General features: G+C 71.8%; 15 protein-coding genes. 5 read left to right on the top strand and 10 right to left on the bottom strand.

The genetic code is table 11. The features are described 5' to 3' along the window. The first annotated feature begins 197 nt into the window (after positions 1–197). The 3 genes from AB0G32_RS37300 (at position 198) to AB0G32_RS37290 (ending at position 3,609) form a co-directional block, all read left to right on the top strand. Entirely contained in the window at positions 198–1,109 is a 912-nt protein-coding gene (locus AB0G32_RS37300) for an SGNH/GDSL hydrolase family protein (RefSeq protein ID WP_361174310.1), read from the top strand. Positions 1,110–1,134: 25 nt separating this feature from the next. Continuing rightward, the gene (locus tag AB0G32_RS37295) at positions 1,135–2,112 is read left to right on the top strand and encodes an aldose epimerase family protein (protein ID WP_361174307.1); all 978 of its coding nucleotides are present in this window, start codon (positions 1,135–1,137) and stop codon (positions 2,110–2,112) included. Between the two features lie 222 nt (positions 2,113–2,334). Beyond that, entirely contained in the window at positions 2,335–3,609 is a 1,275-nt protein-coding gene (locus AB0G32_RS37290) for a pyroglutamyl peptidase (RefSeq protein WP_361174304.1), read from the top strand. Here AB0G32_RS37290 and AB0G32_RS37285 read toward each other — a convergent pair. The 3 genes from AB0G32_RS37285 to AB0G32_RS37275 form a co-directional block, all read right to left on the bottom strand. After that, positions 3,578–4,384 carry an EI24 domain-containing protein gene (locus AB0G32_RS37285; protein ID WP_361174301.1) on the bottom strand — a complete coding sequence of 269 codons (807 nt, stop codon included), beginning with the start codon at positions 4,382–4,384 and terminating at the stop codon, positions 3,578–3,580. The genes AB0G32_RS37290 and AB0G32_RS37285 overlap by 32 nt on opposite strands. A gap of 39 nt (positions 4,385–4,423) precedes the next feature. Then, entirely contained in the window at positions 4,424–4,846 is a 423-nt protein-coding gene (locus AB0G32_RS37280; protein ID WP_361174299.1) for an organic hydroperoxide resistance protein, read from the bottom strand. Between the two features lie 102 nt (positions 4,847–4,948). Further along, a complete protein-coding gene (locus tag AB0G32_RS37275) occupies positions 4,949–5,971 on the bottom strand; it encodes an NADP-dependent oxidoreductase (RefSeq protein ID WP_361174296.1) in 1,023 nt (340 codons plus the stop codon). Between the two features lie 137 nt (positions 5,972–6,108). Here AB0G32_RS37275 and AB0G32_RS37270 point away from each other — a divergent pair, with 137 nt between their 5' ends. Next, a complete protein-coding gene (locus AB0G32_RS37270; protein WP_361174293.1) occupies positions 6,109–6,573 on the top strand; it encodes a MarR family transcriptional regulator in 465 nt (154 codons plus the stop codon). A 13-nt stretch (positions 6,574–6,586) separates the two neighbouring features. Here the strand turns inward: AB0G32_RS37270 and AB0G32_RS37265 are convergent, their stop codons facing one another. From AB0G32_RS37265 to AB0G32_RS37255, 3 genes are read right to left on the bottom strand one after another with little or no spacing between them, the layout of a single operon-like run. Further along, on the bottom strand, positions 6,587–7,396 hold the full coding sequence (locus tag AB0G32_RS37265) for an aminotransferase class IV family protein (protein WP_361174290.1): 810 nt from the start codon (positions 7,394–7,396) through the stop codon (positions 6,587–6,589). Beyond that, positions 7,393–8,157, bottom strand: coding sequence for a GntR family transcriptional regulator (locus AB0G32_RS37260; RefSeq protein ID WP_361174287.1), 765 nt, complete (start codon positions 8,155–8,157; stop codon positions 7,393–7,395). The genes AB0G32_RS37265 and AB0G32_RS37260 overlap by 4 nt, the downstream gene beginning before the upstream one ends. Continuing rightward, positions 8,154–8,687: a UTRA domain-containing protein gene (locus AB0G32_RS37255; protein WP_361174284.1), complete on the bottom strand. Its 534-nt coding sequence runs from the start codon at positions 8,685–8,687 to the stop codon at positions 8,154–8,156. Before AB0G32_RS37255 ends, AB0G32_RS37260 begins: the two co-directional genes overlap by 4 nt. 145 nt (positions 8,688–8,832) lie before the next feature. On the opposite strand from AB0G32_RS37255, the gene AB0G32_RS37250 reads away from it, so the two are divergent. Continuing rightward, positions 8,833–9,243: an ATP-binding protein gene (locus AB0G32_RS37250; protein WP_361174281.1), complete on the top strand. Its 411-nt coding sequence runs from the start codon at positions 8,833–8,835 to the stop codon at positions 9,241–9,243. Positions 9,244–9,249: 6 nt separating this feature from the next. On the opposite strand, the gene AB0G32_RS37245 is transcribed toward AB0G32_RS37250, so the two are convergent. The 4 genes from AB0G32_RS37245 to AB0G32_RS37230 all read right to left on the bottom strand — a co-directional run. Beyond that, positions 9,250–13,215 carry a tetratricopeptide repeat protein gene (locus tag AB0G32_RS37245; protein WP_361174278.1) on the bottom strand — a complete coding sequence of 1,322 codons (3,966 nt, stop codon included), beginning with the start codon at positions 13,213–13,215 and terminating at the stop codon, positions 9,250–9,252. Between the two features lie 38 nt (positions 13,216–13,253). Further along, a complete protein-coding gene (locus tag AB0G32_RS37240) occupies positions 13,254–13,658 on the bottom strand; it encodes a hypothetical protein (RefSeq protein WP_361174275.1) in 405 nt (134 codons plus the stop codon). A gap of 163 nt (positions 13,659–13,821) precedes the next feature. After that, the gene (locus tag AB0G32_RS37235) at positions 13,822–14,382 is read right to left on the bottom strand and encodes a Uma2 family endonuclease (protein WP_361174272.1); all 561 of its coding nucleotides are present in this window, start codon (positions 14,380–14,382) and stop codon (positions 13,822–13,824) included. Between the two features lie 82 nt (positions 14,383–14,464). Then, positions 14,465–15,062, bottom strand: a 598-nt coding sequence (locus tag AB0G32_RS37230) for a hypothetical protein (protein ID WP_361174268.1), incomplete at its 5' end; no start/stop codon positions are given.

Raw genomic sequence — 15,062 nt, 5'->3', positions numbered from 1 at the left:
GCCGTGTTGAGGGCGAGGCTACCGTGCGGGGGCGGGCGGAGTGTGACGTACCGTCGGTCCCGGCAGGGGGAAACCCGTGCCATTCACCCGGCAGGACGCTTGTACGGGTCTGAGACGTTGCTTCGCGGGGCCCGGGGAACCTTGGCGCGGTGTCATGGGTTGGAGACCTTGGCGGGTCACAGGAGGCAGGAGGAGGGATGGGGCGCGGTGTGCGGGAGCGGACCCACCGGGGGCGACGGCGGGCGCGGGCCGGGTGCGCCGTGCTGGTCGCGGCGCTGCTCGGGGTGAGCGGATGTGACGCGGGCGGTGGTTCCGACGCGTCCGGCGGGTCGTCGTCGCCGAAGCCGTCCCCGACGCCGACGCCCGTGTGGGACCCGAGTCCGGGGTCGGTCGCGGCGGTGGGCGACTCCATCACCCGCGGTTTCGACGCCTGTACGGTGCTGTCGGACTGCCCGGAGGTGTCGTGGGCGACCGGGGACAGCGCGAAGGTCGACAGTCTCGCCGTACGGCTGCTGGGGAAGAAGGCGGCGGCGCGGAGCTGGAACCACGCGGTGACCGGGGCCCGGATGGCGGATCTGGCCGGCCAGGTCGCCCGGGCCGCCGAGCACCGGCCGGAGCTGGTGACGGTGATGGTGGGGGCCAACGACGCGTGCCGGTCGAGTACGGCGGCGATGACGCCGGTGGCGGAGTTCCGGGAGCAGTTCGAGGACGCGCTGCGGGCGCTGCGGGCGAAGCTGCCCAAGGCGCAGGTGTACGTGTCGAGCATTCCTGATCTGAAGCGGCTGTGGGCCCAGGGGCGGACCAGTGCGCTGGGCAAGCAGGTGTGGAAGCTGGGCATCTGTCCGTCGATGCTGGGCGACGCGGACGCGGTGGACGCGGCGGCGACCTCGCGGCGGGCGCGGGTGGAACAGCGGGTGGCGGACTACAACGAGGTGCTGGCGTCGGTGTGCGAGGCCGATGAGCGGTGCCGGACGGACGGCGGCGCGGTCCACGACTACCGGTTCGGGACCGGGCAGTTGAGTCACTGGGACTGGTTCCATCCGAGTGTGGACGGGCAGGCGCGGCTGGCGGCGATCGCCTACCGGGCGGTCACGGCGAAGCGGGACTGATCCGCCGTTGTCCTAGAGTTCGCACATGAACGAACTCTTCGGAACACTTCCGGACAGCACTCCGGTCCATCGCTGGACCCTGGAGCGGGCGGGTGTACGGGTCCGGGTCCTGTCGTACGGCGGGATCGTGCAGTGCGCCGAGGTCCCCGACCGGGACGGGCGGAGCGCGGATGTGGTGCTGGGGTTCGCGGAGCTGGACGGGTATCTGGCGCATCCGGGGCCCTACTTCGGTGCCCTGGTCGGGCGGTACGCCAACCGGATCGCGGGCGGGCGGTTCACGCTGGACGGCCAGGCGTACACGCTGGCCCGCAACAACTGGCCGAACACGCTGCACGGCGGGGAGCGCGGCTTCGACAAGTACGTCTGGGACGCGGTGCCGGTGGCGCACGGGGTGCGGCTGCGCCGGGTCTCCCCGCACGGCGAGGAGGGCTTCCCGGGCCGCCTCGAGGTGGCGGCGACGTACACGCTGGACGAGGCGGGCGCGCTGCACATCGCGTACGAGGCGGTCACCGACACGCCGACGGTGGTGAACCTGACCAACCACAGCTACTTCAACCTGGGCGGCCGGGGCGCCGGGCACGCGGGCGGCCATGAGCTGATGATCGACGCGTCCCGGATCACTCCGGTGGACGCGGACCTGATCCCGACGGGTGAGTTCGCGGACGTGGCGGGGAGCCGCTTCGACTTCCGGGCAGCGCGCAAGGTGGGGTCCGGGTACGACCACAACTTCGTGCTGGACAAGGGGGTCACCGAGGCGGCCGAGCAGGTCGCGGAGGTGTACGACCCGGCGTCCGGGCGGGTGCTGACGGTGGCGACCACCGAGCCCGGGCTCCAGCTGTACACCGCCGACCATCTGGAGGCGCCGTTCGCGCCCGGGGACGGGATCGCGCTGGAGACCCAGCACTTCCCGGACTCGCCGAACCGGCCCGGCTTCCCGAGCACCGTGCTGGCGCCGGGCGAGGTGTTCCGGTCGGAGACGGTGTACGGGTTCGCGACCCGCTAGCGGTACTGAGCCCCGGCCCGGTCGTCAGGTCCGGGCCGGGGCTGTCTCCGACGGTAATCGGCGCGGTGCCGCGCCGGTCCGTGATCGAGCGTCCGGCCTGGAGTTCGTACGAACCCTTCACAAACGGCCAGGTACCTCACGGTGGGGGCGAGCAGCACGTGGGCGCCCTGGCGCGCCGGGCACCGTAGCGCGCGTCACTTCCGTCACGTGATACTGCCGCGCATGACTGGTACAGGTGTGCGGATCGTGCGGATCAGTGGACTCGCCCTGGCCCTGGTGTCGGGGCTCTCGTTACCGGCGGTGGCGGCTGCGGACCCGGTGGCCCCGGCGGCCCCGGCGGCCACCGTCGAGGAACAGCGGCTGGACCGGGCGGTGCCCCAGGAGATCCTGCGGCGCTCCGGATTCGACGCGGTGACACCGGCGTTCGCCCGCGCCCTCGGCCGCGCGGACTCCTACGCCGAGGCCCGCCGCGCGGTGGCCCGGCAGGGCTCGGCACTGTGGGAGCGGGCGGTGACCCGGGTCCAGGGACGCGGTCCGGTGCCGGGCGACCTGCCCCGGGACGACGACCGGCCGCTGTACTGGGCGCGGCTGGGGATGACGCGGGAACTGCGGGGCTGGGAGCCCGGTTTCGACCTGACGGCCCGCCAGCGAACCGCGCTGGTCGAGTCCGTGGAGCGCGCCTCCCGCGGCCAGGAGGACATCCGGCTGCCGCGCGGAGACCGCTACCGGCGGGTCCTGGTCACCGGGTTCGACCCCTTCACCCTGGACCGGGACATCCGGATCGCCAATCCCTCCGGGGCGTCCGCGCTGGCGCTGGACGGCACGGTGATCGAGACGGCCGCCGGACCGGCCCGGGTGGAGACGGCGGTGTTCCCGGTGCGCTGGGACGACTTCGCGGCGGGCGAGGTGGAGCGGGCGCTGCGGCCGTATCTGCCGAAGGCGGACCTGTTCACGACGGTGAGCCAGGGCCGGGTGGGCCGGTTCGACGTGGAGCGGACCAACGGGGCGTGGCGCGGCGGCTTCGCGGACAACGAGAACGTCTCGCGGACCGGGACCGTGCCGGTCCCGGCCCCGGCCACCCAGCCGCAGTGGACGACGACCACGCTGCCGTACCGGGAGATCGTGGCGGCGGACACCGGACGGTTCCCGGTCTACGACAACACCGGCGTGACGGAGATCCCGGCGGGCGGCACCGAGCCCGTGGTCAGTCCGGACGGACCGACCCCCGGTTCGACGGCGCGGGCCGGGGGCGGCGGGGACTACCTGTCCAACGAGATCGCCTACCGCGCCACACTGCTCCGCGACCGCCTGGGCCTGCGCGGCACGCTGCCGGGCGGGCACGTCCACACCCCGGTGCTCCAGTTCGCCGCCGGCAACACCACGGAGGTCACCGACCCGGACTTCGTCCGCAACCGGCGGGACATCGTGGCGCAGGTGCGGGAGATCGTGGGGGTGGCGGTGGCGGTCAGTACGTCGTCGGGGCCGGGCCGGGGCTGACCTCGGGGACGGTCTCGGCGCCGTCGCGGGTCTCCTCGCCCAGCAGTTCCCGGGCCAGCAGTGTCGCGCCGGCCACCGCGCCCGGCATCAGGAAGACCGCGACGAGCGGGACGAGGAAGGCGAGGCCGAGCGGGGTGCCGTAGCCCCAGACCAGCATTTTGCGGGAGCGGAGCAGGGCGAGGCGGTCGCGCATCTCGACGCCGCGGCGCTGGAGGGCGACCGAGGTCAGTTCCTCGGTGAGGAAGAAGCCGGTGACGAAGAAGCCGATGACGGGGACGACCGTCTGTCCGACGACCGGGATGAAGCCGAGCGCGAAGAGGAGTACGCCCCAGACGGCGGCGCGGACCAGGAGGCGGAGGCTGTCGCGGGCGGAGATCCACAGGTCCCGCCAGAGCGGCAGGCCGGACTCGGGGGCGGTGCCGTCCGGGGAGACGTCGCGGTCGACCCGTTCGGACAGGCTCTCGTAGAACGGCTGGCCGATCAGCAGGGTCACCGCGGTGAAGGTGAGGACGGCGAGGAGCAGGGCGAGGGCGAACAGCACGGCGGTGAGGAAACCGCGGAACAGGCCGAGCCAGGGGCTGGACCAGTCGTCGGCGAACGGGGTGGCCCAGCCGACGAAGTCCGCGCCCCACAGGGCGAGGGCCACCAGCGCCGCCGCGTACAGGACCAGGGTGATCAGTCCCGGCAGCAGCCCGAAGCCGTAGCTCCTGCCGTGCCGGGCCACCCAGCGCTGGCCCTTCAGAAGATGGCCGAATCCCGCCCCAAGATCACGCATGGGGAAACTCTATCGGCCGGGCCCGACGCGCCGGGACCGTCAGGAGGCAAGCGTGACCGTGATGTTGCCGCGGGTCGCCTTGGAGTACGGGCAGACCTGGTGGGCCTGTTCCACCAGGTCGCGGGCGACGGTGGCGTCCACGGTCGGCAGGGCGGCGGAGATCTCGACGATCAGGCCGAAGCCGTCGTCGTTCTTGCCGATGCCGACCTTGGCGGTGACGGTGGAGCCGCTGATGTCGACGCCCCGCGCGCGGGCGACGACACCGAGGGCGCCCTGGAAGCAGGCGCTGTAGCCGGCGGCGAAGAGCTGCTCGGGGTTGGTGCCGGCGCCGCTGCCGCCCATCTCCTTGGGCGGGTTGACGACGACGTCGAGCTTGCCGTCGTCGGTGGCGACGCGGCCGTCGCGGCCGTTCTCGGCGGTGGCGACGGCGGTGTACTGGACGTCGGACTGCGATATCGGCATGCGGTACTGCCTTTCCGGTGACTATCCGGTTAGCTATTTCGGAAAGAAGTTACCGCATGCCGAAACTGCTGGGAAGGCCGGCGGAAGGCCGGGAGGCTGCCGTCAGAGCTTGACGATCATCTTCCCGGTGTTGTCGCCGCGCAGGACGCCGAAGAAAGCGTCCAGGTTGTTCTCGATGCCCTCGACCACGGTCTCGCGGTACTTGAGCCGGCCCTCGCGCACCCAGGGGCCGACCTCCTCGACGAACTGCGGCTGGAGGTCGTAGTGGTCGCCGACCAGGAAGCCCTCGATACGGCCGCGGGTCTGGATGAGGCGGGCGAGGTTCTTCGGGCCGGGGGCGGGCTCGGTGTTGTTGTAGACCGAGATCATGCCGCACACCGCGATCCGGCCGTCCCGGTTGAGGGAGCCGATGGCGGCCTCCAGGTGGTCGCCGCCGACGTTGTCGAAGTAGACGTCGATCCCGTCCGGGGCGGCGGCCCGGAGTTGGCCGCTGACGTCGCCGTCCTTGTAGTTGAAGGCGGCGTCGAACCCGTACTCCTCCGTCAGCAGCTTGACCTTCTCGTCGGACCCGGCCGACCCGATGACCCGCGAGGCGCCCTTCAGCTTGGCGATCTGCCCGACCTGGCCACCCACGGCGCCGGCGGCACCGGAGACGAAGACCGCGTCGCCCTCCTTGAAGGCGGCGGTGCGCAGCAGGCCGGCGTAGGCGGTGAGGCCGGTCATGCCGAGCACGCCGAGGTACGTCGACAGCGGCGCGGCCCCGGGGTCGACCTTGACGGCGTTCTTGGCGTCCACGGCGGCGTACTCGCGCCAGCCGAAGAAGTGCAGGACGTGGTCGCCGACGGCGATGTTCCCGGCGTTCGAGGCGACGACCTCGCCGACCGCGCCGCCCTGCATGACCTTGCCCAGCTCGAAGGGGGCGACGTAGGACTTGGCGGCGCTCATCCGGCCGCGCATGTAGGGGTCGACGGAGACGTACTTGTTGCGGACCAGGACCTGGCCCTCGCCGGGGGTGGGGACGTCCGCCTCGACGAGGGCGAAGTCCTCCTCCTTCGGCCAGCCGACCGGGCGGCTGAGCAGGTGCCATTCGCGGTTCACGGAGGGGAGGGCGGGGGACTCGGTCATGTGCGGGTGCCTCTCTGGAAGTGGGCGGCGAGTGAGCTGCGGTAGTGATCAGTGGTAGTGATCAGTGGTAGTTAAGAACCTGAAACAACCATGCAGCTGAACATTTCAGGTTGTCAAACAATAGGTACCCTGTATCCATGGCCGCCCCGCATCAGACCCGCCGACCGGACCCGCTGACCCTGGAAGTGGTCCAGCTCATCGGCGAGGCCGTGGCCCGGTTCCACGCGGACTACGAGGAGGCGGCGGCGGAGCACGCGCTGACCGGTGCGCAGGCGCGGCTGCTGAGCCTGCTGTCCCTGGAACCGCTGCCGATGCGCAGACTGGCCCGCAAGCTGCGCTGCGAGCCGTCCAACGTCACGGGCATCGTGGACCGGCTGGAGGCCCGGGGACTGGTGGAGCGGCGCTCCGACCCCGGCGACCGGCGGGTGAAGGTGGCGGCGGTCACGGCGGAGGGGCGGCGGGTGGCGCGGAGCATGCGGGGGTCGCTGCGGTTCGCGCGGGAGCCGCTGGCGGGGTTGTCGGAACGGGAGCGGCTCGCTCTGCGGGACGCGTTGCGGCGGATGGTGGGGGACGACGAGGAGCGGGCCGGGGCGGCGGACTGACCTCCGGTCGCGGTCAGACTGGCTGCCAGGGATTGCTCTCGTAACAGTCCACCAGCAGGTCCGTCAGCTCCGGGTCGACGGTCAGCGCGGTGCTGTCGACGCTCGCGACCGGGACGGCGGGTGCGATGGAGTTGCAGAGGAAGGCCGCGCGGGGCGGGGCGCCGAGGTCGCGGAGGCGGATCTCGCGGTGCTCGGACGGGATGCCCTTGCCGGCCAGACCCCGCTCCAGCAGTTGCATGGTGATGCCCGGGAGCACGGCGGCCCGGGGCCAGACGACGCGCTCGCCGTCGAAGAACCCGATGTTGGAGATCGACGCCTCGCCGATGCGGCCGTCGCGGTCGATGAACAGCGCGTCGTCGTATCCGGCGAGCACGGCCTGCCGCTGGTGCAGGACCAGCCCGAACGTCCCGGCGTGCTTGAGGTGCGGGAGGTCCCGCTCGTACCGCACCGACCGCAGACGTACCGGGGTGGTCCGCGCCGTGACCGGCGGACTCGTCATGACGGCCACGTCCGGCTCCACCGCGTCACCGCGCGAGACGGCGTCCGGCCGGCTGCTGAAGACGGTCACCCGGACCGACACCTCGTCCGGCGCGGCGGCCAGCGCGTGCCGCACGCAGGACCGCACCCGCTCCTCGTCCAGCTCGCCCCCGAACAGCTCAAGCGCACTGTCCCGCAGCCGCCGCAGATGCAGCTCCAGCCCTCGGACGGCCCGGCTCCGCGCCTGCATGGAGGAGAAGTGCGCGTAGCCGGCCCGGGCGAGCACGATCAGGGCGTCGCGGTCGGCTTCGGTGCCGTTGACTTCTATGCGGTCGATGACGGTCACTCCCTCGCTTCGAACTCATACTGCAACTCGTAGAGATGCCCGGCCTTCACCATGACGGTCGCCTCGACCGGGGCGCCGCCGTCGCCGTGGACCACCCGCAGGGTGCGCAGGACGGGGGTACTGCTGGTGAGGCGGAGGGCCCGGTACTGCTCCTGGGTCGGGATGCGGGCGGAGACGCGGTCGACGCTGCGGCGCGCGGGGTGGCCGAGTTCGGCCAGCAGGGCGGGTGTGCCGCCCTTGATCCGGCGCCGGTCCATCAGGGCCGTGCCCCGGGCGACGTCCAACGGGTAGTAGCAGTCGGCGAGTTCGGCGGGCTCGTCGTCGATCAGGAGGAGCTGGCTGCGCAGCAGCGCCGTGCCGTCGGCGGGGAGGCCGAGAGCGGAACGGACGTCGACAGGCGGGCGGACCTCCGCGACGTCGCGGAGGACGGTGCGGGCGTGCGTGCCGTGCTTGGCGGCTTCGGCGAGCCACTGGCCGGTGGTGGGGAGGGCGGCGGGGCGGACCGTACGCCGGCGATGCTCGCGCACGGTGACGGCGGCTCCTGCCCTGCCGACCACGAGTTGCTCTTCCTTGAGGAGGTGCAGCGCCTTCTGCACCGTGGCGTTCGACGCGTCGAACCGCTCCTTGAGACGCGCCGTCGAGGGCAGGCTCGCGCCCGGCCCGAGTTCGCCGCTCATGATGTCGTCGCGCAGGTCGGCGGCGATGCGCTCGTGCAGGGAGCGGCGGTCAACATCTTCTGGTTCCGCGTGCGGCACGGTCATCCGATCCTGATCTCGTAGCGCAGTCTCTGCCGTAGGGCAGGCATCACCATACGGTCGACCTGGATCGGGCAGTCGTCGCGGTCGAGCGTCAGCCGGGTGAGACGGAGGACCGGTTCATCGGGGGCGGTGTCCAGCGTCCGCCGCTCCTCCTCGTCCGGCAGCGCGGCCGTCACGTCCTCCCTCACCAGGGCGCCGACGTGACCGAGTTCGGCGAGCAAGGTGACGGCGCCGCCACGGATCTTGGCGGTGCCGGTCAGGGCGGTGCCCTGCGCGATACGCAACGGGTAGTAGGTGTCGGTCAGCTCGTTCGGCCGCTCGTCGAGGAGGATCAGGCGCCGGCGGACCACAACCGGCTCTCCTTCCGCGATGCCGAGCAGTACCGCGACCTCGGCCGGTGCGGGCGCCTCGCCGGCGTACAGGATGCGCTGGGTTCCCCGGCGGCCCTGCGCGGCGGCCTCGGCGGCCCAGGCGTCCTTCTGCTGCGGGGTCAGATACGGAAGGGACGTACTGACCCAACTGCCCGTACTCACAAAGCCCTCCTCGTGACCTACGCCGGACTTCCCAGTGGCCACAACGTTAGCGACCTTGCCCGGGTGCTCCCCGCCATCCTGCCACCTATCTACTATTCACGAAATGCAGTAAGGTGGTCGATCGTCGGACACCCAGTTCCCGGAGGTGGCCCCCGTGCCCCTGTCACGGCAATGTCGTTTCCCACGCTCACGCACCTCGGTGCGCGAGGCCCGCGCTTTCATCCGTGAGGTGCTGACGGACTGGGGTCACACCGATCGGCTGGACGACATAACGCTCTGCGTCTCGGAGTTGGCGACGAACGCGCTCCTACATGGAGCGCCGCCCGGCAGGGAGTACTGCGTGAGCCTCGCCCTCCACGAGTCGGTGCTGCGCCTCGCGGTACGGGACAGCGGTGACCACTCGCTGACCCTCGATGTTCCGGACGCCGGACTGGAGGCGTGTTCCGGGCGCGGTCTACTCCTGGTACGCGAACTGGCCGACGACTTCGGAATCACGCAGCTCGCTGTCGGCAAGACCGTGTGGGCCATCTTCAAGACGACACCACCGGCTCCGTAGCTGCGGCTACGGAGTCACGCACCGAAGCGCCTCGTCCAGCGCCTCCGGTGACAGTGTCGCCAGTTCGTCCAGCACATCCTCGTGCGAGGTGAGGGTCAATGCCCGGCGGAGCAGTGACCTGCCCTCGGCCGAGGCGCCATGAGCCCTGGCCACCGCCGCCAGCGCGGTCGCCTGCGCGGTCGGTCTTGTGGTGATGTCCGCGAACTCGGCAGCCCGGTCGAGGTGGCCTGCCTTGGCCAGAGCCTGGGCGAGCGCGGTCGTCGCGGAGGCGCGGAAGGAGGCGTCATGCGTGGTGCGGAGCAGGTCCCCGGCCCGGTCGGCGAGCCGGACGGCCTCCTCCGGGTGTCCCGCGTCCGCCAGTGTCTCCGCCACCGATCCCAGTGCCCCGGCCACGATGCCCAATGCAATGGCCGACTCGTCCCTGGTGAGGGTCTCGGCGACCTCGACTGCCTCGTCCGGCCGCCCGATCGCCGCCAGCGTCCGGGCCACCTCCGCGAGGGCCCGGACGCGATAGGAGACGTTCGGGGTGCCACTCGCCTGGTCCCGGGCCGAACGCGCGAGGCCCGCCGCCTCCTCCGGCCGCCCTGCCGCGGCCAGCGCCCGAGTCGCGGCGGCCAACGCCTCCGCCTGATCGTCCGACTCGGTGAGGGTGCGCGCGAGCCGGATGCTGTCGTCGATCCGCCCCGCCTTGGCCAGTGCCTTCGCCACGTCCGCCAGTGCCCAGGACCGCCATTGCGGGTTGACAGTGGTACGGGCCAGATCCCCGGCCGTGTGAGCGAGGCGGACGGCATCCTCGGTCTGTCCGCGCTCCGCCAGCGCACCCGCGACGATCGCGAGGGCCCTGGCCTGGTCGTCGGGATCGACATGCCCCCGGCCCAGCCGGGTCGAGAGGTCGGCGAGACGTACCGCTTCCTGCGTCCGCCCCACCGTCACCCACACTTGCGCCGCGTACCAGAGCAAGCGGACCCGGCTGCCGGTGTTCTTGACGGTACCCACTGTGTCGACAGCGTGCCGGACGAGCCTCATGGCCTCCTCCGTGCGGCCCGCTTCGGCCAGTGCCCGTGCCACGGCCAGGCCGCTCCTGACCGTCCGGTCCGGATCGGGTGCGGTACGGGACACCTCGATGGCGATGTCGATGTGGCGGATCGCGTCCTCCGTCTGCCCGACGTCCGCCAGCACCCTCGCGACGTCCACCAGCACGGTGGCGCGGACCGCGGAAGCACCGATGATGAGAGCCGCGTCGGCGGCGGTACGGCCGAAAGCCGTCGCCTCCTGTGTCCACCCGGCCTTCCGGAAGATTCGTGCCACCTGCAACAGTCGGCCGGCCCGCTGCCTGGCATCGCTGATCGCCCCGCTCGCCTCAGCGGCCGATCGGCAGTACCGGGTGGCTTCGTCCAAGAGCCCCGCCTCCGCCAGTTGCCAGGCCACGGAGCAGAGAACGGCGGTGCGCGGTTCGGGACCGTCGAGCGAACGGGCGAGGCGAGCGGCTTCCTCCGTCTTCCCCGCCTTGACGAGCACCTCCACCGCGCTCACGAGCACAGCCGTCCGGTCCGCCTGATCGTTCAGCTCACCCGCCGTCTCGATCACGTTGCGGGCGAGCACGACGGCCTCTTGCGGTCGCTCCGCCTTCATGAGCAGGTCCGCCACCCCGAGCAACGCCAAGGCCCGGCGCTCGGAGTCATTCATCATGTGTGCGAACCGGGTCGCCTCCCGCGCGCGGCCTGCCGTCGCCAGCGCGCGTGTCACCTGGTCCAGCACCGTGTCCCGCTCCTCCGGGTCGACCAGGTCAGCCACCATCCCGGCGGCCTCCTGGGCCGGACCGACGGCCTCTTCCGGCCGGCTTGTGCTCACTGCCCCCTCCACCACGTATATCAATGCCCCGGAACGGTATTTGGGTTCACCAATGATGCGGGTGAGCCGGACGGCTTCCTCCACATGCCCTGCCCGTGCCAGCACGTACGCCGACTGTTCCAGCGTGCTTCCCCGGTCCTCCGGGTCGGTCAGGTCGCCCGCTGCCTGCGCGGCGGCCCGAACCAGAACGGCGGCTTCCTCGGCCCGCCCGACCCGCGCCAGCGTGTCCACGACCGCCGACAACGCATCGGTCCGCTGGAGAGGACCGGTGAGGGCACGCACCGCGTCGATCACCTCGGCCGTCAAGCCGGCCGCCTCCGTGCCCCGGTCCGCATCGGTCAGCTTCTCCATCACCACAGCCAGCGCTGCGGTCCGGCTCACCGGCTCGCCGACCGAGCGCGCGGCCTCGGTGGCGTCGCGGAACATCCCGATGGCCGACTCCGACCCGCCCTGCGTCAACTTCGCCGCCGCGTAGGCGAGGGCATGGCTGCGGTCTGCCAAGGCGTCGATGTGTTGGCAGAGTTCGGCGGCCTCGTCGGCCTGTCCGGCATCCGCGAGAGCATCGGCGCAACTTCGCAGCGCTTGGTCACGGGCCGAAGGATCCACCAACGCCCGCACGGCGCTCAACACCAACGCTTCCTCGCCGCTCACGAGAGCCTCGCGCAGTACCCGCCCGAACAGCTGCGCCTCGCTCGGCGAGAAGCCCGTCCGCGCGCCGAGCAGCGCCGTCGCCTTGCGGACGTGCCCGAGCCGGGCCAGTACGACGAGGGCTTCCGCCGGGAAGCTCGTCGCCTTGTACCTGAGTTCGTCGCGACAGTGCGAGAGTCGGACACAGGAGACCAGGTCTGCGTCGGGTTCTTCCCGGTGCAGCGCGAAAGCGTCCGCGATCTCCGTGAGGGCGCCGGTGTCGCTTCCGGCAGTGTGCCAGAGCCGTTCGTGACGTGCCGGGTCGGTGGCGAGGTCCGTGAGCCGCCGGGTGTCCCGCTGTTTGCGCAGCATCTGCGGATAACCCGTCAGCGCGTATTCGGGCGTGTCCGCCGGCCAGCCCTTCTCCTGGTACGCGCGGACGAACTCGTGCACGCGGTCCCGGTAATGGCGCAGTACGGAAGGGCGCAGCAAGTGTCCCGCACTGATCAGGAGTTCTTGGTGCGCGAAGGAGTACAGGGACGGATGCCGGCCGTCGCTGAGGATCCACTGCGCGGGGCGGAGCTGGAAGGAGCGCCCCGTCGCCCCGCCGAGGACCGCCTCGATCTGCCGGGGCGTGTGGTCACCGATCAGGAGGGCCAAGTCGGCGGCGCTCAGGCCACCGCCCGCGGCACAGGTGAGGCCGACGAGATCCAGGCAAAGACCGCCGGCGGTGATCATCTCGTGCAGACTGCGCTCGGCATCTTCCCGCACCGCCCGGGCGGCGGGGGACTCGGCGAGGTCGTGGTTGATGTCCGTCGTACGCAGCGGATGACCGCCGGACACGTCGCCGGGCACCGGCGGGTTGGGCCGGCCGGCGACGATCACGCGCAGTCCGTCGGGCGGGGCGCCGGGCAGGAGACTGGCGATGCTGTAGCCGGCGAACGCGGATTCGACGCCGCTGTCCTCGTCCATTCCGTCGACCATCAGCACGAGCCGCTCCCCCCGCTCCCGCGCCCGGTCGGCGGCACGGCTCAGGGCGTCGTGAAAGTCGGCGTAGCCGGTGCAGTCGAGGTCGCTGTCCTCCAAGAAGGCACGCAACTGCTGTCGCAACTCGGACAGGAAGGCGGTGCGGTCGGAGCGGCCGGCCAGGCGGGCGGTGATGAAGAAGGCCAGGACGCGCACACCCGGAGGGGGGTTAAGGGCGAAATGGGCCATCAGGGCCGTCTTGCCCGACCACGCCGGGGCGAGCCAGCGCCAGTACGGGGAGCTGTGCGGGTCTTCGCCCAGGGCGAAGGCGCTCATCTCGGCGAGTTCCTTCTCCCTGCCCTGGAAGCGCGCGGCCGCCAAGATGCGGATCTCCGCCTCGTACACGGAGGTCGGCGCCTGCCGCGCGCCGCGCACGATCACGTCACCCATGATCGTGGTGGTGCTGTTGTGGTCGCCGGTGACGACCACGCCGAGGTCCCCGTCGGCGTCGACCGCCCGCCTGCCCACGCTCCGTTCAGCGGTCTTGCGCGGGCCCCACCACCACTTCACACGTCCTCGTTCTCGTCACCGGTGACGGCCCGGCCGATACCGCCCGCGGCGGAGACGCCCCGCTCCCCCGGTACGGCGGTGCCGGAAGCCGACGTGGACGTGGCAGGAGAGACGGGGGTGGCCGAGGAGCCGAGGCGGTTTCGGTCGCCGGTGACCGCGTGCCCGATGACACCGCCGGACTGGACCGACCGGGTGCCCGCCACCGGGGCGCCGGTGCGGAACAGCGCGATCACGGACACCAGCAGGGCGAGCAGGCCGACCACCGCGCCCGCCACGCTCGCGGCCTGACCGGCGGTGTCCAGGTCCGCCTGTACCGCTACCAGCACCAGGGCCACCGACGCCGCCCCGGCCACCACCGCCGTCACGGCGATCCAGCCGCGCGCCGCCCCTGACATGGCCATGCCCCCACCGACCTCTCGTGCTGCCCTGCAAGACGTCAACTGCTCCGGCGGAAGACGGTATCCCTTCCGGCGCTTCGCCACCCACCCCTGCGCCGACCGCACTCGCCGGACAGGAAAGAGGGGCACAGCAGGGTGTGGGACCGGAGCCGACGCCAGGAGCAGGTCAGGAGGTGCCGGTCTTCGGATCGGCTTCGGGGCGGGGCAGCTCGTCCAGGTCGAGCGTGTAGGTCCGTCCGTCGGCCAGTTCGATGGGAAGTCTGCCCGTGCCGTACTTGTGGGTGTGCGCCGCGATGTAGCCGGTGCCGGTGGGCTGGGTGTGGACGACCACTTCCGCGGCGTACGGGTCCACCACCACGTAGACCGGGATGCCGTAGCGCCCGTACTTCGCGGTGCAGTCGTCGTAGTCCTTGCGCGCGGACGAGATCGACACCACCTCGGAGATCAGCAGCACGTCCTCGAAGCTGTAACGCTTGCCCTCCTTCTGCGCGTCCTGGCGCAGGATCGCGAGATCGGGCGCGGAGTTCTCATCTGCCGGGAAGTCGATGTACACGTCGGAGACGGTCTTCGCATGGCGCCCGAACGACAGGATCGTGTCGTACTGCATGGCCTTGATCGTGCTGGAGTGCTCTTCACTCTGCGGGGTCATGACCACCTTTCCCTCGGCTCCGAAGAAGACCGCGTAGCCGGCGGGGAACTCAGTGTTCATGATCGCGTCGACGCTCATCACCGACTCCTTCCCGTTGCCCCTCAGGATACGGGGGCCCCGCACCGGAGCAGGTTCGCCCAGGTGGGCCCGGAAGCTGACCCTACGAGCACCACCACAGCCACCGGTCGCAAGTCTCCGAAGCCGAAGGTTCCGGGGCCGAGGTCGACGGCTGTGGGTCGGAAGTGGCCGGGCTGGTCGGGGTGTCGTCCGCCGGGGTGGTGGCTGCCGGGGGCTGGGAGGTGGTTCCCGGGGCGCTCGAGTGGGAGGTCGCCGGGTCGGTGCCGGCGGCCGGGGTGTCGGCGTCCGGGGCCCCCGTGGTGCCCGACGCGTCCGGGTCGGGCGAGGTTGAGGGCGACGCGTCCGGGGAGGCCGAGTCCGGGCCGGCGGCCGACGTCGGGGCGTCCAACGGGGCCGCCGTGGTGCCCGGTGCGGAGGAGGCGGAGCCGTCGGGGTCGGGGGCGTCCTCCTCGGACGTGGCCGGCTTGGAGGACGGGAACCCCGGGACGTCGGTGCCCAGTTCGGCCAGGCTCAGGCCGCCGGCCGCCAGGACGAACCCGGCGGCGATGAGCAACGTACGGCGGCGGCGTCTGCGGTGGGCCGCCGCCTTGCGGTCGCGCCGGCCGGTGTCGTCGGCGTCGGGGCCGCCGCCCGCCGGGCCCCTCCCCCGCCGCCCGCCGTGCCGCTCCTCGCGGCGCCGG

It is taken from the genome of Streptomyces sp. NPDC023723, assembly GCF_040639815.1.
GTDB lineage: Bacteria > Actinomycetota > Actinomycetes > Streptomycetales > Streptomycetaceae > Streptomyces.
Note: the sequence above shows the minus strand (reverse complement) of the source record. Positions and strands in the feature narration are given on the sequence as shown.